24 protein-coding genes are annotated in these 22,576 nt (G+C 68.2%); 13 read left to right on the top strand and 11 right to left on the bottom strand.

Features of this window, described 5'->3' with window-relative positions:
- Positions 1 to 47 precede the first annotated feature (47 nt).
- The gene (locus BLV57_RS04915; RefSeq protein ID WP_176968493.1) at positions 48 to 1,559 is read right to left on the bottom strand and encodes a glycosyltransferase family 39 protein; all 1,512 of its coding nucleotides are present in this window, start codon (positions 1,557 to 1,559) and stop codon (positions 48 to 50) included.
- Positions 1,560 to 1,851: 292 nt separating this feature from the next.
- On the opposite strand from BLV57_RS04915, the gene mppP reads away from it, so the two are divergent.
- The 7 genes from mppP (at position 1,852) to BLV57_RS04950 (ending at position 7,125) form a co-directional block, all read left to right on the top strand.
- Positions 1,852 to 2,982: an enduracididine biosynthesis enzyme MppP gene (gene mppP / locus BLV57_RS04920; RefSeq protein WP_091287074.1), complete on the top strand. Its 1,131-nt coding sequence runs from the start codon at positions 1,852 to 1,854 to the stop codon at positions 2,980 to 2,982.
- Positions 2,982 to 4,112, top strand: coding sequence for an aminotransferase-like domain-containing protein (locus BLV57_RS04925; protein WP_091287076.1), 1,131 nt, complete (start codon positions 2,982 to 2,984; stop codon positions 4,110 to 4,112). The genes mppP and BLV57_RS04925 overlap by 1 nt, the downstream gene beginning before the upstream one ends.
- Complete coding sequence (mppR, locus tag BLV57_RS04930; protein WP_091287078.1) at positions 4,109 to 4,900, top strand: enduracididine biosynthesis enzyme MppR; 792 nt, start codon at positions 4,109 to 4,111, stop codon at positions 4,898 to 4,900. The genes BLV57_RS04925 and mppR overlap by 4 nt, the downstream gene beginning before the upstream one ends.
- 292 nt (positions 4,901 to 5,192) lie before the next feature.
- Positions 5,193 to 5,543 (top strand): hypothetical protein, encoded by a 351-nt coding sequence (locus tag BLV57_RS04935; RefSeq protein WP_091287080.1) that lies wholly within the window; start codon positions 5,193 to 5,195, stop codon positions 5,541 to 5,543.
- 1 nt (position 5,544) lies between these two features.
- Positions 5,545 to 6,159 (top strand): hypothetical protein, encoded by a 615-nt coding sequence (locus BLV57_RS04940; protein ID WP_091287083.1) that lies wholly within the window; start codon positions 5,545 to 5,547, stop codon positions 6,157 to 6,159.
- Positions 6,160 to 6,256: 97 nt separating this feature from the next.
- The gene (locus BLV57_RS04945) at positions 6,257 to 6,520 is read left to right on the top strand and encodes a hypothetical protein (RefSeq protein ID WP_143046984.1); all 264 of its coding nucleotides are present in this window, start codon (positions 6,257 to 6,259) and stop codon (positions 6,518 to 6,520) included.
- A 47-nt stretch (positions 6,521 to 6,567) separates the two neighbouring features.
- Positions 6,568 to 7,125, top strand: coding sequence for an AAA family ATPase (locus BLV57_RS04950; protein ID WP_091287088.1), 558 nt, complete (start codon positions 6,568 to 6,570; stop codon positions 7,123 to 7,125).
- A gap of 262 nt (positions 7,126 to 7,387) precedes the next feature.
- Here the strand turns inward: BLV57_RS04950 and BLV57_RS04955 are convergent, their stop codons facing one another.
- The 5 genes from BLV57_RS04955 to BLV57_RS04975 form a co-directional block, all read right to left on the bottom strand.
- Entirely contained in the window at positions 7,388 to 8,275 is an 888-nt protein-coding gene (locus tag BLV57_RS04955) for a hypothetical protein (protein ID WP_091287089.1), read from the bottom strand.
- Positions 8,276 to 8,310: 35 nt separating this feature from the next.
- The gene (locus BLV57_RS04960) at positions 8,311 to 9,042 is read right to left on the bottom strand and encodes a heparin lyase I family protein (protein WP_218134596.1); all 732 of its coding nucleotides are present in this window, start codon (positions 9,040 to 9,042) and stop codon (positions 8,311 to 8,313) included.
- Positions 9,043 to 9,147: 105 nt separating this feature from the next.
- The gene (locus BLV57_RS04965; protein WP_091287092.1) at positions 9,148 to 10,329 is read right to left on the bottom strand and encodes a cytochrome P450; all 1,182 of its coding nucleotides are present in this window, start codon (positions 10,327 to 10,329) and stop codon (positions 9,148 to 9,150) included.
- Positions 10,317 to 11,054: a thioesterase II family protein gene (locus tag BLV57_RS04970; RefSeq protein WP_091287093.1), complete on the bottom strand. Its 738-nt coding sequence runs from the start codon at positions 11,052 to 11,054 to the stop codon at positions 10,317 to 10,319. Before BLV57_RS04970 ends, BLV57_RS04965 begins: the two co-directional genes overlap by 13 nt.
- Positions 11,051 to 12,805, bottom strand: coding sequence for a non-ribosomal peptide synthetase (locus BLV57_RS04975; protein ID WP_091287095.1), 1,755 nt, complete (start codon positions 12,803 to 12,805; stop codon positions 11,051 to 11,053). Before BLV57_RS04975 ends, BLV57_RS04970 begins: the two co-directional genes overlap by 4 nt.
- A 489-nt stretch (positions 12,806 to 13,294) precedes the next feature.
- Here BLV57_RS04975 and BLV57_RS04980 point away from each other — a divergent pair, with 489 nt between their 5' ends.
- Positions 13,295 to 13,813 carry a lytic polysaccharide monooxygenase auxiliary activity family 9 protein gene (locus BLV57_RS04980; protein WP_091287097.1) on the top strand — a complete coding sequence of 173 codons (519 nt, stop codon included), beginning with the start codon at positions 13,295 to 13,297 and terminating at the stop codon, positions 13,811 to 13,813.
- On the opposite strand, the gene BLV57_RS04985 is transcribed toward BLV57_RS04980, so the two are convergent.
- Positions 13,806 to 16,904 carry an AfsR/SARP family transcriptional regulator gene (locus tag BLV57_RS04985; RefSeq protein ID WP_091287099.1) on the bottom strand — a complete coding sequence of 1,033 codons (3,099 nt, stop codon included), beginning with the start codon at positions 16,902 to 16,904 and terminating at the stop codon, positions 13,806 to 13,808. The genes BLV57_RS04980 and BLV57_RS04985 overlap by 8 nt on opposite strands.
- 75 nt (positions 16,905 to 16,979) lie before the next feature.
- Here BLV57_RS04985 and BLV57_RS43845 point away from each other — a divergent pair, with 75 nt between their 5' ends.
- On the top strand, positions 16,980 to 17,852 hold the full coding sequence (locus BLV57_RS43845; RefSeq protein WP_281244384.1) for an NAD(P)-dependent oxidoreductase: 873 nt from the start codon (positions 16,980 to 16,982) through the stop codon (positions 17,850 to 17,852).
- Complete coding sequence (locus tag BLV57_RS43850; protein WP_091287102.1) at positions 17,849 to 18,700, top strand: NAD(P)-dependent oxidoreductase; 852 nt, start codon at positions 17,849 to 17,851, stop codon at positions 18,698 to 18,700. The genes BLV57_RS43845 and BLV57_RS43850 overlap by 4 nt, the downstream gene beginning before the upstream one ends.
- Positions 18,701 to 18,827: 127 nt before the next feature.
- Here the strand turns inward: BLV57_RS43850 and BLV57_RS05000 are convergent, their stop codons facing one another.
- The 3 genes from BLV57_RS05000 to BLV57_RS05010 form a co-directional block, all read right to left on the bottom strand.
- Positions 18,828 to 19,358, bottom strand: coding sequence for a snapalysin family zinc-dependent metalloprotease (locus tag BLV57_RS05000; RefSeq protein WP_091287104.1), 531 nt, complete (start codon positions 19,356 to 19,358; stop codon positions 18,828 to 18,830).
- 135 nt (positions 19,359 to 19,493) lie between these two features.
- Entirely contained in the window at positions 19,494 to 20,255 is a 762-nt protein-coding gene (locus BLV57_RS05005) for an SGNH/GDSL hydrolase family protein (protein ID WP_091287107.1), read from the bottom strand.
- Positions 20,252 to 20,656 (bottom strand): nuclear transport factor 2 family protein, encoded by a 405-nt coding sequence (locus BLV57_RS05010; protein ID WP_091287108.1) that lies wholly within the window; start codon positions 20,654 to 20,656, stop codon positions 20,252 to 20,254. Before BLV57_RS05010 ends, BLV57_RS05005 begins: the two co-directional genes overlap by 4 nt.
- Before the next feature lie 64 nt (positions 20,657 to 20,720).
- Between BLV57_RS05010 and BLV57_RS05015 the strand changes: the two genes are divergently transcribed.
- From BLV57_RS05015 to BLV57_RS05025, 3 genes are all read left to right on the top strand, one after another.
- Complete coding sequence (locus BLV57_RS05015) at positions 20,721 to 21,287, top strand: PadR family transcriptional regulator (RefSeq protein ID WP_091287111.1); 567 nt, start codon at positions 20,721 to 20,723, stop codon at positions 21,285 to 21,287.
- Between the two features lie 92 nt (positions 21,288 to 21,379).
- Positions 21,380 to 21,616 (top strand): hypothetical protein, encoded by a 237-nt coding sequence (locus BLV57_RS05020; RefSeq protein ID WP_091287113.1) that lies wholly within the window; start codon positions 21,380 to 21,382, stop codon positions 21,614 to 21,616.
- Positions 21,617 to 21,694: 78 nt separating this feature from the next.
- On the top strand, positions 21,695 to 22,129 hold the full coding sequence (locus BLV57_RS05025; protein ID WP_143046985.1) for a hypothetical protein: 435 nt from the start codon (positions 21,695 to 21,697) through the stop codon (positions 22,127 to 22,129).
- On the opposite strand, the gene BLV57_RS05030 is transcribed toward BLV57_RS05025, so the two are convergent.
- On the bottom strand, positions 22,120 to 22,575 hold the full coding sequence (locus BLV57_RS05030; protein WP_091287117.1) for a luciferase domain-containing protein: 456 nt from the start codon (positions 22,573 to 22,575) through the stop codon (positions 22,120 to 22,122). The two genes, BLV57_RS05025 and BLV57_RS05030, sit on opposite strands and share 10 nt — an antisense overlap.
- Position 22,576: the final 1 nt, after the last annotated feature.

Raw genomic sequence — 22,576 nt, forward strand, 5'->3', positions numbered from 1 at the left:
TCGTGCGCGTTGCGGGCGGTTCTAACCGCCCGCAACGCGCACGAGCCCTAAAAGGTGCCGACCCAGCGGAGCTTGGGCCAGAGTGCGGACCAGGGCTCGGCCGGCGTCCGGCAGACGAGGACGGGCTTGCCCTCGTCGAGGTGGGGCAGGTCGAACTTGAGGGAAGCCGCGACCGCGCACTGGGCGAAGTGCGGGGCCAGCGTCGCCGCGTCGGTGCCGACCGCGATCACGACGGTCTTGTCCTGCGCCGGGAACCCGAAGTCGTAGTACGAGTTGTGCGGGCTGTACGCCGCGGGCAGCCCCGAGGCCGGGCCGTAGCGGTCCAAAGCGCCCGCCTCCGCGTAGTTCCAGCCCAGCAAAGCCGTGTGCGCGCGGTCCGATTCGGGCAGCGAGAGGTAGACGTCCGCGACCTGGTCGGTGAGCCGGTCCCAACCCGCTTGGCCGAGCTGGGCGTCGCCGACCCCGCCGAGCGGCGAATCGGCGCCATAGGCGTCGATCGGCAGTACCGGCACGGACATGACCGCCGCGAGAATGGCGTTGGCGACGATCGCGACGGTCATCAGCACGCGCCGGGGCAACGACTTCAGCCAGGCGACCGCGGGCACGCAGCCGGCGGCGAGCGAAACGGTCAGCAGACCCTCGGTGTACCGCGCGAAACCGCCGATCGCGATCAGCAGCACCACGAGCACGAGGTACGCCACGCCGAGCGACCGGTACGCCGGGCGCCGGAAGAGCCAGACCAGCCCGGTCACCCACAGCGGGGTCAGGAACAACCCGATCATGATCAGCTGCCCGATCGCGAAGCCGATCGCGGTGTCCAGCCCGAATGAGCCGGAAAGCTCCGACGCCATCGAAAACTGCGGCCAGCCGTTCGCGCCCTGCCAGATCAACACGGGCGCCGCGATGACCAGCCCGACCGCGAGCCCACCCAGCAGGTGCCGGCTGCGCAGCACCTGGCGCGGACCGGCGATCAGGAGTCCGGCGAACAGGCCGATCACCAGCAGTACCACCAGATACTTCGCGAGCATGCCGACGCCGACGACCGCGCCGATCGCGAGCCACAGCCGGGTGTCGCGGGTGCGGAGCAGGCGGATCAGCAGCCAGCAGACCGTCACCCAGACGACGTGGTCCACCGCGGTCGGGTGCAGCACGTGCCCGGCGGCCATGGTCGCGAGCGAAGCCGACGCGGCGATCGAGGCGAGCACCTGCGCGCGGCCGCCGCCACCGAGTTCGCGGGCGATCAAGGCGGCGACGAACACCGACAAGCCGGTCAGCAGCGCGGGAATCACGCGGATCGCGAACAGCGTGTCGCCGAACAGGAACGTCTGCACCCGCGAGAGCAGCGGGACCAGCGGCGGCTGATCGATGTAGCCCCAGGCGAGGTTGCGACCGGCGACGCGGAAGTACAGCTCGTCCATGTAATAGCCGTAGCGGCTCGCCAGCGCGAGTAATCCGGCGGTCAGTGCGACGCTCACGCCGAGCACCGCCCGCCAGTGGAATCTCGGGATACCGGTGACGGCCTCGGCGGATGTATCGGGAATCGCTGTGGTGGCCGACACGGGCATGCACCTCCGGAACGAAAATTGTCTGTCCGGCAGGATCCTCCACTGTCACCGAAATGCGCAATGGTCTTGATTTCTAGGTAAAACGTGCAGGTCAGCGCGAAGTTGACGGTGTGCTCTGTGAGATTTGATTGCTGTTGATTATTTTCCTGCTAGCCTCGGAAACGTCCCGGTGACCGAATGCGTCGCCGGTGAGTTTCCCGGCCGAATACCAATGGACATTCGGTGACCGGTGGGCTCCAAGCACGACAAAACCTAAACCTCCAACGTAAAGGTGCTTGTGATCCGAATGCAGGACAGTAAAATCGCGACCAGCCCCGGAAACCTCACCCAGTTCGAATACCTGGCGCTGAACAGCCCGTTGAACCTTTCCGACGGCCACGCCCGCCAGGCCCTCACCCCGGCCCAGGCCGGGATCATCGACGAACTGCCGAGCCTGTGGGCGGACGCGGTCAAGCGCCCGGTCGAAGAGGTGGAACGCTCCGCGCAGCGGGCCTACTTCGAACTGCTGGGCCAGCACAGCCACCCCGGCGCCGACGGCCGGGTGCTCGCTTGCTACTCGTCTTCGGTGGCGATGGAGATCTTCGCCCGCGCGCTGGCCACCACGACCGACGCGATCGGGCTGGTGCACCCGACCTTCGACAACATCCCGGACATCCTGCGCGGTGTCGGCATGCGGCTGGTGCCGGTCGAGGAGCACTGGCTGCACGACGACGACCTGCCCGCCGACCTGCTCCGCTCGCTCGGCTGCCTGTTCGTCACCACGCCGAACAACCCCACCGGCAAGGTCGTGAGCGAGGAGCGCCTGCGCCGCCTCGCCGAGCAGTGCGCCGAATACGGCGTCGTGCTCACTTTGGACACTTCCTTCCGCGGCTTCGACACCCGCGCCCACTACGACCACTACGCGATACTCGAGCAGTCCGGATGCCGCTGGGTGGTCATCGAGGACACCGGAAAGCTGTGGCCGACGCTGGAGCTCAAGATCGGCTGGCTCGCGTCGTCGGCGAACGTCGGCCTGCCGCTGGCCAAGGTCTACTCGGACATCCTGCTCGGTGTTTCGCCGCTGGTCCTCTCGATGGTGAAGCGTTTCTCGGAGGACGCCGCAGGCGGCGGGCTCGCCGAGCTGCACCGGTTCATCGCGACCAACCGCGCGACCCTCCGCAATGGACTCGCGGGCATTCCGGACATCAGCTTCCCCGACCCGGACAGTCGCGCGAGCGTCGAGCGGCTCGACGTCGGCTCGCGGACCGGGCTTGAGGTCTGGACCGCACTGCGCGAGCACAACGTCTTCGCGCTGCCGTGCCACCAGTTCCACTGGGCGCGCCCGCAGGAAGGCGAGCACTCGCTGCGCATCGCGCTGTCCCGCTCGGCGGAAGCGGTCACCAAGGCCACCAACGCGCTGCGGGCCGTGCTCGGCTGATGAACTCCGCCGGACCACTGTCTCATCGGCGACGGTGGAGCCAGGGGGTCGTCCAGCAGGTCAGCCCGGCCGAGGTGACCGACCTCGGGCCGGGCTACCTCGAGCCCGGGCTGCTTCCTGTCGATCTCTTAGCGAAGGCTTACCGCGAGGCGCTCAGCGAGTTCGGCTCCGCCGCGCTGGCGTACGGTGATGATCAAGGCGCGCTGCCGTTCCGGGCGGCGGCGGCGCGCCGCGCGGGCTGCACCGAAGCGCAGGTGCTTGTCACGGCGGGCACTTCACACGCGCTGTACCTCATCGCGACGATGTTCGCGTCCAAAGAGGACGTCGTACTGGTCGAGCGCTACGCCTACGACCTGGGCCGCAAGATCCTCACCGACCGCGGTCTGCGCACGCGAGCGGTCGCGATGGACGCCGACGGCATGGACCCGGAGGCGCTGCACGACGCGATCGTCGCCGAGCGGGGAAGGGTCGCGTTCGTCTATTTGAACCCGACGTTCCACAACCCGACCGGCATCGTCGTGCCCGAGGCACGCAGGCGGGCGCTGCTCGAAGTCGCCGCCAGGCACGGGGTGCTCGTCGTCGAGGACGACGCGTACGCCGACCTCACGCTCGACGGCGTGGTGCCCCCGTCGATGGCGGAACTCGCCGGATACGAGGGCGTGATCCGCCTCCGGACGTTCTCCAAGACGATCGCGCCCGGACTGCGCCTCGGCTTCCTGATCGCCGATCCCCGGACCGTGAAACGCTTGGTACATCACGGTTTGTTCGCCAGCGGCGGGTCCGCGAACCACGTCACGTCGCTGGCTGTCGCGACCCTCCTGGAGTCCGGCGACTACGACCGGCACCTGGCTTGGCTGCGTGCTCAGCTGAAGGCGCGGCGTGACGCGCTCGTCGGCAACCTCACCGGGCCGTTCGAGTTCGACGTGCCCGCCGGCGGCTATTTCCTCTGGTTGCGCTTTGCGGAGGAGGCGCGCGTCCCGGCCGAGGTCACCGTCGCGGCGGGTGCGCGGTTCGGCGACGGTCCCGGCTCGGCCGTCCGGCTGGCGTACAGCCTCAACTCACCTGACCGACTGGCCGCCGCGGGACGCGCGCTGGCCGGTTCGTGGATCCCCAGTTTGGAGCGGACATGACCAGCACGATCGCGGGCCCCGTCGGATACAGCCTGCCGCTTTCCCCGACCGGCGACGCGTCGATGATCACCCCGCCGCCGTGGCATTTCGCGGGCGACGTGATCATGGTCGATTACCGGATCGACCCCGAGGTCGCCAGGCGTTTCCTGCCACCGGAGCTGAGCCTGGGCGACGACCCGGGCGCCGCGGCGGCCGTCTTCGCGGACTGGCAGTGGTGCTCCGACGACGGCGCCGAGCTGGCCGACCCGGCGCGCTGCCAGTTCACCGAGTTCCTGATCCTGATCGCCTGCGAGTACGAGGGCCGCACGCTCGCGCGCTGCCCGTACGCGTGGGTGGACGCGCCGGTGCCGATGGTCCGCGGCTGGATCCAGGGCATGCCCAAGCAGATCGGCGACATCCACCAGATCCGGCCCAAGACCGTCGGCCGCGCGGGCCCCCGTCCGGGCGCGCCCGGCCGGTTCGACGGGACGCTTTCCGTACACGGCAAGCGAGTCGCGGAGGTGACCGTGCGTCCCGCGAGCCGGATCGAAAAGCCGCCGCTGCTGCACGACGTGCCGCTGGTGCACACCCGGTTCTTCCCCGGCTGGATCCCCGGCGAGACACCGCTCACGCAACTCGTCATGTCCGAAGTGACGGACGTCGAGTTCTCCGAAATCTGGTCGGGAGCGGCGGATCTGCGCCTGTTCGACGCACTGGATCCCGACTTCGCGAGCCTCGCACCCGTCGAGATCGGCTCCGGCTATGTGTTCTCGTACGCGGAGACGTTGCGCGGCGGCAAGCTCCTCTGAAGTTTCCCCATCGGGCTGCCCGCACAGACGCCGGGCCTGATTCACAGCGTGGTGCGGGCAGCCCTCCCGTTCCCCGTGCCGTTGGGGAACCTGGGGGAGCTGGCTTGGGGGGTAGCTCCTGCACATAAGTGAAGCATCGGATGCCTCCGCGAGCAGTAGTGGACAGTGGACGATCGAAGGTAGTGCCAGCCTTTCCGCCAAACGTGTCATCGAGATTTCATGCGTGCTCTCTACTCTGCGGTCTCCGAATGCCGGTCACGTCCGGCGGAGCTGCGAATGAACGGGTACACGCATGTCCGATGTGTTGCACAAGCTGGTCTCACTGGTGCTGACGGGGGCACTGATCGGCCTGGTCGGCTGGCTGAGCGTCACGGTCCGCAAGAAGAAGGTCGCCAAGGCGGAGGCCGCCGCGCCCGCGCCGGTCGAGGATCGCTCGCAGGCACTGCTGCGCCAGGCACAGCAGTTCGACCGGAGCCGGGACGAAATGGCCGCCCAAGGTCGCCTGGCGGAAGCGATGACCCACGCGCACGCGGCGGCTCAGCACTGGCACGAGCTCACCCAGGCCAGGCCTGGGCGCTTCCAAGCCGAGGAGCGGGCGGCCTTGAAACGCCTCAGCGAACTGGAAACGGCCGGGCACGCCTGAGATGCCCGCAGCCGTCTGGACCGGCCGGAACAGCGACCTCGACATGGTCACGGCCGACATTTCCCGAGCACTCGCCACCGAACTCGGCCTCGGTTCTTCCCCGCTGGCCGTGACCCTGTCAGCCGAGAGCGACGGTGTCCCGGCCGGAAGCCTGCTGCCACCTCGCGAGCGTTTCAGCGGAATGCCCGCGCCGACCCACTGTTTCGTCTACGTGGACGCACCGGCGCCGAGGCCGTTCGAACTGCGCGCCTCGATCATGAGCGGACGCTCGGGCCTTCGCCGGAGTGTCGGCTTAGGACAGTTGCTCTACGCCGTGCCGCTGGCGATTTCAGTGCCGTCCAGAGTTTCGCTGGGTGCGTCGGGGTTTGAAGGCGAGCCCGCGATCACCGGCCTCCTGACCCCCTTGCTGGCCACGGCCGACGCGCTGGCCGTCACGAAAGCCGGGCCCGACCTGAACCACACCTGGCAGGTGGAGCGCCTGCTGGCGATCGAGCCGTTGCCTCAGGGCGCACTTCTTGTCGTGCGCACCCTGCACCGCCCGAGCCCCGGCGGGTGGGTACTCAGCTCGAAGGCCGTTCTCGACTTCGCGGCGCGAGCCGAGGCGGCACTCGGGTAGCGAAACTGCCTTAGTCCGCCCGATGCCCTAGTCATCATCCGATGACTAGGGCATCTTTGCGTATCCGAAAGGGGGCGGAGGGCCCTACCGGGTGCACGTGACCAGCGAGACCGGCGAAAGCTGGGATCGGTCGATGGCCGCGGTCGACGGGAACGTGGTGACCGTGCCGCTGCGCGAGTCGCCGGGCAGCGGGGTCTACGAGGTCGAGTATCAGGTGACGCCGCCCGGCAAGGCCGCGTTGACTGGCTCATATCGCTTCACCGTGGACCTTCCAGGCCCGACGCCGCCCTGGGTGTGGCTCGCGGTATTGGTCGGCCTGGCGGGTCTGGTGCTGCTCGCGTTCCGGCTGGCGCGCCGCTAGCGGTGAGGTAAAGGAACCTTTACCATCGGCCGTACGTTGACCGGGGTATGACGGAGCCGCTGACGCTGGAGCTCGGCCCTCGTGACCTGCTGGTCGTCGCCGGTCTGCCCGGTGCGGGCAAGACCACGATGCTGCGCGAGGTCCGCGACCCACCCGTGCTCGACTCCGACCAGGTCCGCGCCCGGCTGCGCGCGCTGTTGCCCGCGCGGGTGCCGTATCGGCTGTACCGGCCGTTGGTGCACGGCTGGCACCGGCTGCGGGTCGTCGGTCACGCGGCCGGCGCGGGCGGCCCGGTGATCGTGCACGAACCGTCGACCCGGGCATCGACGAGAGCGCTGCTCGCGGTGGTCGCCGTCTTGACCGGCCGCCGGATTCACCTGCTGTGGCTGGATGTCACCGCGGAAGAGGCGTTGGCCGGGCAGCGGGCGCGCGGCCGGGTGATCCGGCCGCGCTCGTTCGCCCGGCATGTCCGGCGGGCTTCGAGGTTCCGCCGATTCCTGCTCGCGCAAGGGGTTCCGCGTGGCTGGAGCTCCGCGCGCGTGACCGCGCGTGGCGTCGGATTGCGGGTTCGGCGTGAAGGGCTCGTGAGCGTTGCGGGCGGTTAGAACCGGCCGGAACACTCACGACCCTCGAGTGCGTAGTAGGCGCTCAGGGGCACCTTCGCTGCGGCGGAGCAGTCGCGGGCGATGTGCGAGTGGTACCTCTGCTGCATCCAACGGAGCGGTGTTACCACTCGCGCAGGCTTTTCGCGCCTGGGCGAGGGGATCCCCTGCTGCGTTGGGTGCAGCCGGGGATCCCCTCGCCCACGGTCCGGTCACGGAGACCGGGGTCGTGAGTGTTCCGGCCGGTTAGAACCGGCCGGAACACTCACGGGTACTTGATCCCCGGAAACGCCGCCCGAGCCGCCTGGAACTGGCTCTCCCACGACGAAGGCCACCCAAAAGCGTTAGCAGCCAACGACTTCAGATTCACCCCAGCCGCCCCGCTCATGAAGTGCACGAACTCGCCCCAGTTCATCCCGCGCGAGAAGTCGTTGCCACTGCGCGGGAAGTACTGCCCGAGCAACCCATAGAACTTCACCATGATCTGCGCGTGCCCCCGGTCACGCCACAGCGGGTAGAACCAGTCGCGGAACCAATGCGTCCCCGCACGGGGGAACCCGTCGACGTGATCCGCCGACATCATCCGGTTGTAGAACGACTGAGCCTCAGCGGTCATGCCGAGCGAGACATAGACGTCGTAGATGAAGAACTCCATCCACTTGCTGTCCTGCCACAGCCCGAACGCGGGCGACCCGTGCTTGCCCGCCGCGATGCTCTCCACCACGTGCCCCGCCTCGTGCGTCGCGACCTCGTACTGGGGCTGCGCCCAGTTGTTGCCGCCGACGTCGCTGACGTTGCGGTAGTCGTGGGACGAGTCGTACACAGTGGACGGATGGCCGCCGTAGTACTTGGCCTCGTGGTGGATCGAGTACAGCCGATCCGACGTCATCAGGTTGCCCGAGTTGCCGTAGGTCTGCTGCGCGTACTTCCACATCCGGGTCAGATACGGCAGCACCCAGTCCTTTGTGGAGGCTGGGACATCGTTGTCGAAGTACAGCGCGACCGTGTCGTTGTAGCCGACGAGCTTGAGCGTCTGGACGTGCTCGAACCAGTGCTCTTTCCAGGTCGCCGGGGGAGCGGCGGCCGCGTCCGCCGTGCTCGGCACCGTGAAGGCGAGCGCGAGAACGCATGCCAGCGCCGGAATTCTTCGCATGACTGCCCCACTTCGTCTCAGTGGGCAGGGCGCGGCTACCAGTTGGCGGGTTCCGCCAGCGCGTAGGTGGCCGCGATGCGTGCGTGGTCGTGGAAGATCGACAGCACGCTCTGCCCGGCGGGTTGACCGTCACGCCAGCCGGTGCAGTAGATCCCCGATGACCAGCGCATGGTCTTGGAGGTCTTGGGCAGCACCGTCTGGGTTCTGCTGACCTTCCTGGCGCCGTTGACCCAGACCTCGAACGCCCCGGAGTCCTTCGCCAGCTTGAAATGGGTGACGATGCGGATCCAGGTCCCGCGCAGGCCGGAGATGGACCCGATGGTTCCGCTGATCCCACCGGAACCGCCGTACTTGAGCTGATCGTTCTGCACGTACATCAGCAGCCACGGGCCTTCCGGATCCTCCGGCGACCACTGCTGGAAGGTGACGTTCTGGTTGTGCCACTGCCAGTTCGGCGGCAGGTAGATCGCCTGGCCGTAGAACTTGTCCTCGCCGACGGACTGGGCGCCGCTCTTGAGGGTCTCCGAGTGGTAGCCGCCGGTCTCGTTGATGTACGTCTGCTTCGCTTCGATCGCGTTCGAGCCCTTGTACGCCGGGCTCGTCACGTTCCTGATCACGCCGTCCTTCTGCGCGTACGAGGAACTCCAGCCGGACAGCGTGCCTTCGTTCTGGAAGTAGACGCCGGCGGGCAGCGCGCTCGCCGAGCCGGGAACCGCCGTCAGTGCCGCGGCCGTGACCACGATCGTGACCGCCATGCGCAGTGCCATTCACTCAAGGTAGCGGCTAGACATCCGATCTAAAACCGGTAGTTGGAAAGTTGTCCACCGGACAACCTGGCCAGAGTCAGGTTGTCGCGGTGGCAACTTCCGCAGTCATCGGATGAGACGCACCGGTAGCTCGCGCACACCCCAGGTGAAGTTCGACGCCGTGAACTTCGGCTCGCCGATCAGCTCGATCGCGCCGACCCGCGCGACGAGTTCCTCGAGGAAGATCGAGACCTCCATCCGCGCCAGGCGGGTGCCGAGGCACTGATGCCTGCCGCCACCGAACGCGAGATGGCGGTTCGGTGTCCGGCCGAGGTCGAACCGGTCCGCGTCGGGGAACGCCTTCTCGTCACGGTTGGCCGAAACGTTCCAGACGGTGACGCGGTCGCCCTCGCCGATGTCCGTGCCGCCGATGCGGGTCGCGGCCATCGCCGTGCGGAGCACGTGGACGCCGGGCGTGGTCCAGCGCATGACCTCCTCGACGGCCGACGGCAGCAGCGCGGGGCCGCTCTGCCGTAGTCGCGTCCACTGGTCCGGGTGCTCGAGGAACGCGAGCACCGCGCCCGCCGCGGAATACCGGGTGGTCTCGTTGCCGCCCGCCAGCACGCCGTTGCAGTTGACGACGATCTCCTCGTCGGTGAGCGGCCGCTTCCCGCCGGGCGCCGAGCGCTGATCGTGCGCGATGCGGCTGACGAAGTCGTCGCCGGGGTTCGCCCGGCGCTCCGAGACCAACTCGGTGAAGTACAAGAAGATCTCCGCGTGCGCGCAGAGCCTGGCCTCCTCGTCCTCCCCTTCGAAGGCGGCGTTCATCGTGCCGCCGAGCCAGTCCCACTCCTCGCGGGGCACGCCCATCAGCGCGCACACCACCCGCGTCGGCAGCCGCCTCGCGACCTCGACCAGGTCGACCTCGCCCGCGGCGACGGCCTCGTCGAGCAGCGTGTGGACGATCCCGCGCGTGAGCGCCTCGGCGTGCGGGATCTCGCTCGGCGCGAAGGCCTTGGACAGCACCTTCTTGAGCTGCGTGTGGTCCGGCGCGTCCGAGACGATCAGCATCCGCTGGGTCACCGCGGCCACGGCGTCGGGGTTCGTGCCGATCCGCATCCCGAACCGGGAGCTGAACACCTCCGAGGCGTGGTACACGCTGAGCGCGTCGTCGTAGCGGGTGACCGCCCAGAAGCCGCCGCCGTCGGGGTGCGGGTGCCAGTGGACCGGGTCGTTTTCGCGCAACCAGGCCAGATGGGTGAGGAAGCCCGTGTCCGCGAAGGACAGATCGTCGGTCAGATCGAGCACAGCAGGCTCCCCAGCAGCGGCAATGTCAGCGGAACCTGTTCGGTGCTGAACAGATGACCGCCGGGGAACTGGCGCCTGGTGAACTCGGCGGTCGTGTAGCGGCTCCACTCGTCCAGATGCCGTGACGTGACGATCTCGTCGGTCTCGCCGCCCCACGCGTGGATCGGCGACGGCACCGCGACCTCGTCGGGCGTGACGAAAGTGGACACCAGCCGCGCGTCGCGGCGCAGGATGTCCAGCACGAACTCGCGGCTTTCCTCGTCGAGGTCCTCCATGCCGACCTGGCCCGCGTCGAGCAGCCGGTTGAGCGCGTTGTCGTCGCGGCGCAGATGCTCGGTGACCGCCCACAGATGCGGTGGCTCGCAGGCCGCGATGACCAAAGCGGACGGTGCGCGGTCCTTGAGGCCCAGCCGTCGGGTCAGTTCGTAGCCGAACAGCCCGCCGAAGCTCTCCCCGAACACCACCAGCGGCTGGTCGGGAGCCGTCAGCGCGAGAATCTCGTCGACCACCTGGGCGGCGGCCTCGTCCATTGAGGAGGGATGCGGCTGGGACCACCGGTGTTCGCGACCGGGCAGCTGCACGCCGACCACCGAGACGGCGTCGCCGAGCTTGTCCTGCCATGGCCGGTAGCGCCCGCAGCCCGCGCCCGCGTGGGGGAGGCACAGCAGCGTCGGCCGGTCCGACGCCTTCGGATGCCAGGTGACGAGCCAGGATTCGGGGTTCACGAGGCCACCTCCGCGGTGGCGCGGCGGTCGAGTTCCTCGGCCAGCAGCGCCGGGGTCGGGTTCGCCAGCAACACCGGGATCGACAGCTTGAGCCCGGTCGACTGCCGCAACGCCGCGACGATCCGTGCGGCGAGCAGCGAGTGGCCGCCCAGCTCGAAGAAGTCCGCGTCGACGTCGGTGATCGAGTGATCGAGTAGCTCGCTCCAGACCGCGCAGACCTCGGTTTCGCGCGGAGTGCCCGGCGCGCGGCCGGTGAACTGCCGCGCGGCGGCGGCCGCACGGGCGAGTTCGGCGCGATCGACCTTGCCGTTGGTGGTCAACGGGAGTGCGGGCACGAAGTCGACCACCGACGGGACCATGTGCTCCGGGAGCCGCGCGCGGCAGTGCTCGCGGATGAGCGCGTTGCCCTTGGTCAGGTCATGGCCGTCCGCGACCGTGACGGCCAGCCCGACGGTCTCGCCCGATTCGAGCACGAACGCGGCGGCCGCGGTGACGGCCGGTAGCTCGGCGGCGACCTGTTCGATCTCGGCGAGTTCGATGCGGAACCCCCGCACCTTCACCTGTTCGTCGCAGCGTCCGGCGAACTCGAGCTGACCATCCTCTCTGGCCACCACGAGATCGCCGGTGCGATAGAAACGCTCGCCGCCGATCCGGACGAATCGCTCCGCGGTCAAGTCCGGAAGATTCCGGTAGCCCAGCGCGACGCCGTCACCGCCGATGTACAGCTCACCGATTGTGTTGGCGGGCACCGGTTTCCCGTTGTCGTCGAGCACACGGACGGAGTAGCCGGGCAGTGGAGTTCCGATGGTCGAGACATCATCGCCACGCGCGGTATCGGACCACGTGGCCGCGATCGTCGTTTCGGTAGGCCCGTAGACATTGAGCACACGATGGCGTTCGGAAAGCCGGTCGGCGAGTGCTTTCGGGCATCTTTCCCCGGCGATGACGACTACTTCCACGCTGGTCAGAGCGTCAATACAGGGTGCTATCAACGACGGCGTCAGTGACACCGTGCGCGGGCCGATCGCGGTGATCCGGGCGGCGAGGTCGACAGCCTCGCCGTCGTCGGCGTGCATGTCTGCGATCGCCGTGCCCTGACCGTGCAACAAGTGCAGAAAAGTGCACCAAAGCCACCCGTCGAAAGCAGGAGAAAGCGGATTCAGTCCCATTCCTCCGGGGGTGAGACCAATCGTGCACAGCGCGTCGAGAAATACGCCCAGGCCCGCGTAGCTGATTTCCACGCCCTTGGGCTTGCCGCTGGTGCCGGAGGTGTAGATGACGTAGGCGCAACTGTCCCGCTCAGCGAGAACGGGATTTCCCGAAACGGGTTTCGCCGCGGTTTCCGGGTCGATTACCGGCAGCTGGGACGAGGCGGCGAATGGGGGAACGCCGTGCGCCAGCAGCACCTCGGCGCGGGCGTCTTCGAGTAGGTAGGCGATGCGCTCGGCCGGGTTCCGGTCGTCGATCGGGACGGCGGTGGCACCCAGCCACCAGACCGCGAGCAGCGACGACGCGGCCAGCCGGGACCGGCCGGTTGTCACCGCGACAACAGTTTCCTTGCCGACGCCGGCTCGTGCCAGCGCCGTGACGATCGATCGCGTTCGCAGCGCGAGACCGTGAAAATCGAGCGACCCGTCGGGTGCGGCGAAGGCCGGCGCGGTGGGTGTCCGGCTGGACCAGTGGTCCACCGCGCCGAAGAGTCTGGACACTCCGGGGTCGTCCTGGCTTGTGGGCAGGGCGGCGTGAGTCATTCCGTTTCCTGTTCTCACCTGGGGTTTGCCGACAAATGACTGAAGGCGCTGCTTTCGCCCCCAAAATGCGAGCAGCGCCTTGATCGAGCGTTGAACGGCGTCAAACTACGTGCATTCCCGCTGACAGGCAACGGGCTGGCGAGAATTTCCTGTGAGCGCTGATCATCGCTCACCCGTTCAAGGTAACTACTCCACTTGGGTGAGGAGTACTGTCAACGGACGGACTAATCGTTAAATGTCGATTTATGTCTCGCTGTCAGGCGTGATTTCCGGCCGGAAATGTGGTCTTTTGGCAGTAGCGCCGAGTTCGCCTGCTCATTTCGAAATAATATGACGAACCATGATCGCCGGTCGTTAACTCTTGACGAGAGTGTCACTCGCCGGTATGGTCTAGACCACATCGGTTGGATCCAGATGAAGTGGTCTCCGGTGCCCGTCTCAGATCCGCCCACTGGGAACCACAGCTGAAGGATGTGGAATGGAGCTGATATGAGTCTCAAACGCAAACTCACCGCCGCTGCCTTCGGTGCCGGCATCGTTCCATTGCTCATGGTGGCCGTACCGTCGGCGCCCGCCTTCGCGCACGGCTACATCTCTTCACCGCCGAGCAGGCAGGCCCAATGTGCTGCCGGAACACCGAAGTGCGGTGAGATCAAGTACGAACCGCAGAGCGTCGAAGGCCCCAAGGGCCTGCGCAGTTGCAGTGGTGGCAACGCGCGCTTCGCCGAGCTCGACGACAACAACAAGGGCTGGAAGGTCACGAGCGTCGGCCAGTCGGTCACCTTCACGTGGAAGCTGACCGCCGCGCACCGCACGAGCACCTGGGAGTACTACGTCGGCGGCAAGCGCGTCGGCCTGGTCAACGACAACAACCAGGTTCCGCCGAAAACCGTTTCGCACAAGGTGAACATGGGTGGCGTCAAGGGTAAGCAGAAGCTGCTCGCCATCTGGAACATCGCTGACACGGCCAACGCGTTCTACGCCTGCGTCGACCTGAACATCAGCTGACCGCCCGCACGGACCCGGCGGAGCCCTCGAAGGTTTCGCTGGGCCGTGCGAGTTCCGCACGTGCTTGGTCGGGAGCCAGCTTCCGGCCCAGCTCGAATTGCGAGCCGTACTCGTTCTCGCCGAGGTTTTCCCTTGCGGTGGCGGCGATCCGGTCGATGTCACCGTGTTCCGCCGCGGGCAACGGCGCCCCGACGGACTCACGTGCCGCATGAGCCGCGCCGAGCAGGCGTGCGGCCTGTGCGTGTTCGCCGGCGAGCGCCTGCGCGCCCGCCATTCCCTCCAACGCCAACGCCTGCGCGCGGAGATCGCCGGTCGCGCGTGCGGCGGCGAAACCTTCCAGCTGCAACGACATCGCGGCGCCGGGGAGGCCGCGCAGTTCGGCGATGAACCCGAGTTCCGCCATGATCAACGCGACACCGAGGTCGCCGTCGATCTCGCGGCACCAGTCGAGCCACGCACGGAGATGGGCTTCCGCGCGGTCGAGTTCGCCCTGCCTGCGCGCGGTGAGCCCGAGCCCGACTTCGGCGAATTGGATGCCACGCTTGTGCGCGTGCTCGGTGGCGATGTGCATCGCGCGGCGATGCAGTTTCTCGGCTCGGTCATAGTCGCCGGTGAGCAGCGCGATGCGGCCGAGTCCTGACAGCTCGTACGACATCTCGATGCGCAGCCCCAGTTCTTCGGCGCTGCGCAGGCCTTCTCGGTGCAGACGGGCCGCCCGTTCGTAGTCGCCCTCGATCTCGGCGAGAGAGCTGAGCACGTCGGCCGCTTTGAGCTGACCCCAGCGATCGCCGAGTCTGCGAAACGCCGCGAGACTCTGCTCGCCGTCCCGTTCGGCCGACGCGAGATCCCCGCGCGGGCGTGCCTGCGCGGCCCGCGTGCTGAGCGCCGCGGCGACGCCCCAGTCGTCCCCGAGCGCACGGAACCGGCTCAGCGCCTGGTCGAGAAGTTCCTCGTGGGCGGCGAGATCGCCGGAGCCGAGAAGTCCGGCGCTGAGGAACCATTCCGCCCGCGCTTGCCCGGCGGGGTCATTGATTTCGTCGAACAACGCGAGTGCTCGGCGTGCTTGGTCGTTGAGATCGCCGCCATCACCGAGCAGGATCGCGAACCCGGCTTGCCAAGCGGAGACGCGGGCTTTCAACGCGGGCGGGGCTTCACCGGGCGCCGCGAGCGCGGCGGTGAGAGAGCGGTGGCCTTCGCTGAGCTTGCCGCGCAGATACCAGTACCAGGCGAGCGCGTCAGCCAGCCTGAGTGCGTCGGCGGCGTCGGCATTCTCGAGCGCGGAGCGGAAGTTGGCCGATTCGACGTCGAGGCGATCCAGCCACTGGCGCTGCTCGTGACCTCGCAGCCGGGCTCGTTCGGCGAGTTCGAGGTAGAAGCGGCGGTGTCCACTGAGGACTTCGTCGAATTCCCCGGATTCATGCAGCCGCTCGATGCTGTACGCGCCGACTGATTCGAGGAGCCGATAACGCGGCCCTTCGGTGACCACGACCAGCGACCGGTCCACGAGCCGTGCCAGTACGTCGATTTCGCCGCCACAGACGGTCTCGACGGCTTCGAGGCCCGCGCTTTCCGGGTGAATGGCCAATCGTCGCAATAGCGCCCGCTCGGGTTCGCCCAGCAGCTCCCAGCTCCAGTCGATCATCGCGCGCAGCGTCTGGTGGCGAGGCGGGGTGCCGCGATTTCCGGCGGCGAGCAGCCGGAACCGATCGTCGAGCCGGGCGAGCAATTCGGCCGCGCCAAGCGTCCGGACCCGCGTGGCGGCGAGTTCGAGCGCGAGGGGCAGGCCGTCCAGCCGTCGGCAGATCGCGGCGACGGTCTGTTCATCGAAAGCGAACCCAGGGCCAGCCCGATCGGTGAACAACCTCACGGCACTGGCCTCGTCGAGCGGCGGAACCACCCACACGGCTTCGCCCGCCAGCCTGAGTGCCTCCTGGCTGGTGGCCAGGACGCGCAGCCGAGGCGCCGCGGCCAGCAGCCGACCGGTGAGGTCCGCGACCTCCTCGACGACCTGCTCGCAGTTGTCGAAGACGAGAAGGACGTTCTTGTCCCGCACGGCTTCCGTCAGCTGATCTCGCAGCGAGCCGGACGCCGGCGCCTCCCGGATGCCGAGCGCGTCCGCCACTGCGTCGGTGACATGCCTGTCGAGCCCGGCCAGCTCGATGAGCCGGGCGCCGTCGGTGAAGCGGGCCTCGGCCGCTCGCGCGAGTTCGAGCGCGAGCCTGGTCTTCCCGACCCCGCCTGGCCCGGTGAGGGTGACCAGCCTGGCTTCGGCGAGCAGCGCGCGAAGGTCCTCGACCGCGGCGGCGCGGCCGACCAGCTCGCTCAGCGGAGCGGGCAGGGTGCTGCGAGGGGACGGCGTGAGCGCCGGGTCTTGCTCGAGGATCGCTTGGTGCAGTGCGACGATCTCCGGCCCGGGATCCAAGCCGAGTTCCTCGGCGAGCTGGCGCTTGAGTTCGGCGAGGCTTTCGAGCGCCTCACTTTGACGTCCGGCCCGGTACAACGCGCGCACGTGGAGCGCGCGCAGGCGTTCTCTGAGCGGATGCCTGCGGACGAGATCGCTCAGTTCACCACCGACCGGCTCGCCGAGTTCGAGCTTCGCCTCGGCGAGATCTTCCAGCGCGGCCAGCCGTTCCTCTTCCAGCCGCTGGATGGCCTGCAGGGCGAACGGCTCGTCCGCGAAATCGGCCAGCGCCGGACCACGCCACAGCGCGAGCGCGTCGGCCAGCAGCGCGACCCGGCGGCGCGGCTCCTGATCCCGCGCCTCGGCCATGAGCTGCCGGAACCGGACGACATCGGCGGACTCCGCGCGCAGCAGGTAGCCCGGCGGCTGGTGCACGACGAGCTCGCGCGCGCCAGGCTCGGCGGCCTCCAGCGTGCGGCGCAGCTGGGAGACCTTGGTCTGCAGGGTGTTGGCCGGGTTGCCGGGCGGGCGCTCGCCCCACAGGTCCTCGGCCAGCCGGTCGGCGGAAACCGGCGCGCCCTCGTGCAGGAGCAGGACCGCGAGGAGGGCGCGCACCTTCGCCTCGGGCACCCGCACCGGGGTGCCTTCGGTGGTCCACACGGCCAGCGGCCCCAACACTCCGAAACGCACAAGATCGAACCTAGCGCGACCCACCGACAGTTTTCCGTGCGTGAACCATGCGCGGGCTTCGCCAAGGTGGTCCCTGTGAAGGAAGAAACCACGAAAACCCAGGTCACAGTCCTGGGCCTGGGCGCGATGGGCGCCGCGTTGGCGTCCGCCCTGCTCGCCGCCGGTCACCCGGTGACGGTCTGGAACCGCTCCAAGCGCCCGGTCCCGCAGGGCGCGGTCCGAGCGTCGACCGTCTCCGCAGCCATCGAGGCGAGCCCGGTCGTGCTCGCCTGCCTGCTCGACCACCGTTCCGTCTACGACGCACTCGGCCCGTCCGCGGCCGCCTTGCGCGGGAAGGCGCTGGTCAACGTCACCAGCGGCACCCCGGGCCACGCGCGCTCGCTGGCCGCGTGGGCTCTCGAAAGGGAGATCGACTACCTCGACGGCGGCATCATGGCCGTCCCGCCGATGATCGGCGGTCCCGGCGCGTTCGTGCTGTACAGCGGCTCGGAAGCGGTGTTCGACGCCTACCGGCCGGTGCTCGACACGCTCGCCGACAGCCGGTTCCTCGGTGCGGACCCCGGGATGGCGTCACTGCAGGACATCGCCTTGCTGAGCGCGATGTACGGCCAGTTCATGGGCATCCTGCACGCCTTCGCGCTGGTCGGCTCGGCGGGCGTGCCCGCGACGGAGTTCGCGCCGATGCTGAGCGGCTGGCTGACGGCGATGGGCGGGTTCGTCGCGGAAGCGGCGTCGCAGATCGACAAGCGCGATTACTCGATCGACGTCGTGTCCAATCTGGCCATGCAGGCGGCGGGCTACCCGCACCTGCTGGAAGCGGCGGTCGAGCAGGGAGTCAGCCCCGCGCTGCTGGCTCCCTTGGAGCCGCTCTTGAACCAGCGGCTCGCCGATGGCCATGGGGCCGAGGCGATCACCGGTGTCATCGAACTTCTTGGGGAGCAAAAGTGAACGTAGCGGTACTCGGTCTGGGCCCGATGGGCCAGGCGATGGCTCGGACTTTCTTGGCGCACGGGTATTCCACGACCGTCTGGAACCGGACGGCGTCCCGTGCGGACGCTCTCGTGGCGGAGGGCGCGGTGCGTGCTTCGACGGTCGAGGAGGCTTTGCGTGCCGATGTGATCGTGCTCAGCCTCACGGATTATCAAGCCATGTATGACATTCTCGGCTCCGCGGATCTGAGCGGGCGTGTGCTGGTGAACCTGAGTTCGGACACGCCGTCCCGGTCTCGTGAGGCCGCGGCGTGGGTCGCCGAGCGCGGCGGTTCGCTGGTGGTCGGCGGGATCATGGTGCCGTCGCCGTTGGTGGGGACTGATCAGTCCTATGTGTTCTACAGCGGACCGCGTGAGGTTTTCGACGGGGTTTCGGCTGTGCTGGCGGTGCTGGGGCGGCCTGACTACCGGGGTGAGGATCCGGCTCTGGCGCAGCTGTTCTACCAGGCGCAGCTGGACATCTTCCTGACTTCGCTGTCGGCGTTCCTGCATGCCTCGGCGCTGGTCGGGTCGGCCGGTGTGGCGGCGTCGGACTTCGTGCCTTACGCGGTCGAGAACTTCCAGATGATGGAGTACTACCTGGCGGACGCGGCGGCGGGGATCGACGCGGGGGAGTACCCGGGCGACCAGGCGAACGTGATCATGATGGGCGCGACGGCCGACCACATCGTCGGCGCGAGCCGGGACGCGGGCATCGACGTCGGCCTGCCCGGCGCGGTGAAGGCGCACTACGACGGGGCGATCGCGGCGGGCAACGGCCGCGCCGGCTGGACCAGCCTGATCGAGGTCATCAAGAAGGGCGCCTGAGCGAAAAGGTCGTGAGTGGCGTTGCCGGTTCTAACCGGCAACGCCACTCACGACCCCCCGGGCGGGTACATGGAAAGGGTCGTGCGCGTTGCGGGCGGTTAGAAGCGCCCGCAACGCGCACGAGCCCTTAACCGTAGATGCGCTGGGTGCCCACGCCGTTCGAGACCAAGCCGTTGGCCCACAAGGACTGGACGCGGGAAGCCTCGGTCGAGTTCGGCTTGGCGTTGTGGCACGAGGTGCCGGGGCCGCCGCCGGACATGAGCTCCGAGCACGGGCCCTCGTAGTGGTCGGGGAGGCCGAGCGCGTGGCCGGTCTCGTGCGCGGTGATGCGGACGATGTCGTACTGCTTGGCCTGGGTGTAGTCGATGAAGATCGTGCCGGTGCCGTGGCCGTCGGTGTCCGCGTAGGACCCCTGCGGGTCGTTGCCTTCCACGTAACGCAGGGAGGCGCCCGACGAGCTCGGGCGGAGCTGCACGTTGGACACCGAGCTGTTCCAGTTGGCTGCGCCGGAGGAGATGGCCGAGGCGAAGCTGGGCGCGCCGGATGCGTCGTAGTAGACGGTGGTGACCGCGGGCGCCGCCGTTGCCATGCCCGCGGTGAGCGGGAGGATGGCCGCGGCGAGCGCTACGGCGCCGGTGACGAAGGTCTTCTTGGACATCTGGGGATTCTCCTTGCCAGGACTGGGGATTCGCCTGCGTTGGCAGCGAATCTAAATTCCTGGCGAAGGAGAGGCATCCAACTTTCGTACTGTTCCCGGGGTGGTGATTTACCAACCTTGACTAAACCATGCGTGTCAGCTAATGGGACTGAGCTCGGGTCGTTTGGCCGTGCGCTCGTCGCCTGAGGACTGTCCACGCAGGCGCCTTCCGAGCCAGGGGCCCAGGAATGTGGCGGCCCAGCCGAGTTCGCTCGCCAAGGTGCGCGGGGGAACCGGAAGAGCCGCAGGGGGCTGCGTCCAGGAATCGTCGCTGCCGGGAAGGGAAAGGGCGTGCGCGACCGCGTCCGCGATCAGTGCGTGGCCGAGCGGGCTGCAGTGCAGCCGGTCCTCCGCCCAGAAACGGCGGTCGGCGACGGCCGAATGCAACGCGATCTCGGCGACGGCGACGCCATGCCGGGCGGCCGCGACGCGGATGCGGTCGTTGAGGCCGGTGATGCGGGCGCGGACCGGGCGGGCGAGCGGGATGATCCTGGTGATGTCCGGGAACGTGACCGTGGCGACGCGGGCGCCGGACGCGGTGAGCGTGGCGAACATCGACTCCAGGTGACCGGCCACCTCGCCCGCGTCGAAACGAGGGCGCAGCAGGTCGTTGACGCCCGCGACGACCGTGGCGATGTCGGGTCGCAGCGCGAGAGCGCGCTCGAGCTGTTCGGCTCGGACCTCGCCGGAGAGACGGCCGCGGACGGCGAGGTTGGCGTACTGGAACGACGGGTTGCCGTCACCGAGACGCTCCGCGAGCCGGTCGGCCCAGCCGCGCAGGCCGGTGATGTCGTCGCCATCGCCGACGCCCTCGGTCTGGCTGTCCCCGAGCGCGACGTAGCGCTGGTAAAGGGTCATTGGGGTGCCGGGACCAGGCCGTCGGCGACCAGGCCCGCGAGTACCGCGTCACTGAGCGCGGTGACCGCCGAAAGCGGGCGGACCATGACCGTGAACTCGTTGATCAGCCCCTGGTCGTCGAAGCGGAACAGGTCGATGCCGTGGATCTGCGTGCCCTTGACGGTGGCGCGGAACTCCAGCACGTCCGAGTCACCGCCGCCGAACTCGCCGACGTAGTGGAAGCCCTCGAACGTGCGCAGCAGCACGCCGAGCAGGCCGAGGATCATCGGGCGGCCCTCGAACGGGGTGAACTTCACCGGGCTGAACATCCGCGCGTCCGGCGTGAACAGCGGTTCGATGGCCGCGTGGTCGCCGCTCAGCACCGCGTCGCGGAAGCGCTGGGTTGTCGTACTCAAAATCATGAGTACTCATATACATGACTATGATGGACCGCGTCCAGCGTGACGACGGCGAAGGAGACCGGACATGGCACTGCGGCATGCGGTGCTCGCCGCGTTGCTGTCCGGCGAGTACAGCGGCTACCAGCTGGCCAAGGCGTTCGACGTGGGCGTCGCCAACTTCTGGTACGCCCAGCCGCAGCAGCTCTACTTGGAGCTGACAAAGCTTGAGAAGGACGGCCTGATCAGCGGCCGCCAGGTGGTCCAGGAGGCCAGGCCCAACAAGCGGCTCTTCACCGTCACCGAAGCGGGCAAGGTCGAACTCGCGCGCTTCGCCACCGCAGACTGCAAGCCGTCGTTCATCCGGGACGACCTGCTGGTGAAGGTCCAGGCGGTCGACCACATCGACGCCGCGCCGGTGATCGCGCAGCTGGACGACCGCGCCGCGGCCGCCGCCGCGAAGATCGAGTTCCTGGACCGGCTGCTGCGGCAGCTGCGCGGTGACCTCGACGAGGAGACGTTCCTGCGGCGCGGCGAGCCGCTCGGTCCGTACCTGACCTGCCTGCGCGGCCGTCAGTTCGAGCAGGAACACCACACGTGGTGTGTCCGCGCGGCCACGGTGCTGCGAGATCGGGCGAAAAACCGGTCTTCTTGACCGATCAGGAACGGAATTTCTCGAACTCCGGTGTCGATTGAGGCGTATTCGAGTCGACGACAGTACAAGGGAACACCGGAGGGAGAACCACCATGAACGCCACGATCATCACCGCGATCAGCCACCGCGACCGCTCCGTTCTCCGCGCCGTCGCGGCAGGCCGGTGCGAGATCTCGGGCTGCGCGGGCGGTTCGCTCGTGATCGACGGAATCGGCTGCTGCGACCAGTTCGTCGGCCCGCGGCTGGTGCAGGCCGGGCTGATCTCGGCCATATCATCAGGACCCGTCCGGCTCACCGAATCGGGCCGAGCATTGCTCGAAGCCGCGTGAACCGGCGAAGACCGGGGACGCGTGGAATTGCTCCACGTGGCCCAGAAAGGCTTCCGTAAACCGTTCTATGGTTTTGGGATGCCCATTAGCGGAAAGCCAAGAATTGCCTTGACCGCGGCGATCACCATGGCCGCTCTCGTTTCGACGGCCGGACCCGCGGCAGCCGCCGCGAGCCTGACCATCGACGAGACCGCCGGCGTATTCGGCTGGCCGGACGGGATTCTGCGAGTCACGGGCACCGCCACCTGCGCCGCGCCCGGCGGCGCGGCCACCGTTTCGATGACCGCGCTCCAAGTGGTGCCGCACATGGCGAGTGCCGCGGGCAGCACCACCATCACCTGCGCGGCGCAGGCGGTGCCCTGGGCGGTCACTTTCGGCTCACCGGGCACCTATTGCGGTATCAAACCCACCCCGGACTATTGTTTCGCCGGTGGTTCCGTCGCCACCGCCATCGGCAAGCTGCTCAAGGCCGGTGTGCAGGAGGCGTCGGCGCTCAAAGTGGTTCACACCTGAGTGCTCTTTCCCCGCGCGTACGCGTAGGACTCGAGCAGGATCTTCCACACCGTTTCCATTTCCTCACGGTCGCGCGGCCCGTAGACCAGCTGCGTGTTCTGGATCGGATGCGGGATTCCCCAGCCCGCTTCAGTGACCTCCTTCTTCACCAGCTGCGGCAGTGTCATGTGGAGACTGCCGTCCTGCTGCGGATGCAGGTGCGCGAATTCGCGGCTCCGCTTGATGAACGCGTCCTCGGGGCCGGTGCCGAACTCCGGGGCCAGGTGGATGGCCCGCGCCTCGGGATACGGCACATGCGTGGGCGCGAGGTAGACGCCCGGCAGCGACCGCATCCGCTGCCACAGCTCCTCCTGCATGGTGGTCGGCGAGATCTGGTTGAGCTGGCCGTGCGGGATCGGGCCGCGGGTACGCGGCTCCGGACCGGGACGGACGGGCAGTTCGAACATC

This window comes from Amycolatopsis xylanica (assembly GCF_900107045.1).
Lineage (GTDB): Bacteria > Actinomycetota > Actinomycetes > Mycobacteriales > Pseudonocardiaceae > Amycolatopsis > Amycolatopsis xylanica.

Coding starts and splice junctions, on each gene's coding strand:
- mppP (WP_091287074.1), top strand. CDS start 1,852: ATGCAGGACAGTAAAATCGCGACCAGCCCCGGAAACCTCACCCAGTTC.
- BLV57_RS04925 (WP_091287076.1), top strand. CDS start 2,982: ATGAACTCCGCCGGACCACTGTCTCATCGGCGACGGTGGAGCCAGGGG.
- mppR (WP_091287078.1), top strand. CDS start 4,109: ATGACCAGCACGATCGCGGGCCCCGTCGGATACAGCCTGCCGCTTTCC.
- BLV57_RS04935 (WP_091287080.1), top strand. CDS start 5,193: ATGTCCGATGTGTTGCACAAGCTGGTCTCACTGGTGCTGACGGGGGCA.
- BLV57_RS04940 (WP_091287083.1), top strand. CDS start 5,545: ATGCCCGCAGCCGTCTGGACCGGCCGGAACAGCGACCTCGACATGGTC.
- BLV57_RS04950 (WP_091287088.1), top strand. CDS start 6,568: ATGACGGAGCCGCTGACGCTGGAGCTCGGCCCTCGTGACCTGCTGGTC.
- BLV57_RS04955 (WP_091287089.1), bottom strand. CDS start 8,275: ATGCGAAGAATTCCGGCGCTGGCATGCGTTCTCGCGCTCGCCTTCACG.
- BLV57_RS04960 (WP_218134596.1), bottom strand. CDS start 9,042: ATGGCACTGCGCATGGCGGTCACGATCGTGGTCACGGCCGCGGCACTG.
- BLV57_RS04975 (WP_091287095.1), bottom strand. CDS start 12,805: ATGACTCACGCCGCCCTGCCCACAAGCCAGGACGACCCCGGAGTGTCC.
- BLV57_RS04980 (WP_091287097.1), top strand. CDS start 13,295: ATGAGTCTCAAACGCAAACTCACCGCCGCTGCCTTCGGTGCCGGCATC.
- BLV57_RS05000 (WP_091287104.1), bottom strand. CDS start 19,358: ATGTCCAAGAAGACCTTCGTCACCGGCGCCGTAGCGCTCGCCGCGGCC.
- BLV57_RS05005 (WP_091287107.1), bottom strand. CDS start 20,255: ATGACCCTTTACCAGCGCTACGTCGCGCTCGGGGACAGCCAGACCGAG.
- BLV57_RS05010 (WP_091287108.1), bottom strand. CDS start 20,656: ATGATTTTGAGTACGACAACCCAGCGCTTCCGCGACGCGGTGCTGAGC.
- BLV57_RS05015 (WP_091287111.1), top strand. CDS start 20,721: ATGGCACTGCGGCATGCGGTGCTCGCCGCGTTGCTGTCCGGCGAGTAC.
- BLV57_RS05020 (WP_091287113.1), top strand. CDS start 21,380: ATGAACGCCACGATCATCACCGCGATCAGCCACCGCGACCGCTCCGTT.
- BLV57_RS05025 (WP_143046985.1), top strand. CDS start 21,695: ATGCCCATTAGCGGAAAGCCAAGAATTGCCTTGACCGCGGCGATCACC.
- BLV57_RS05030 (WP_091287117.1), bottom strand. CDS start 22,575: ATGTTCGAACTGCCCGTCCGTCCCGGTCCGGAGCCGCGTACCCGCGGC.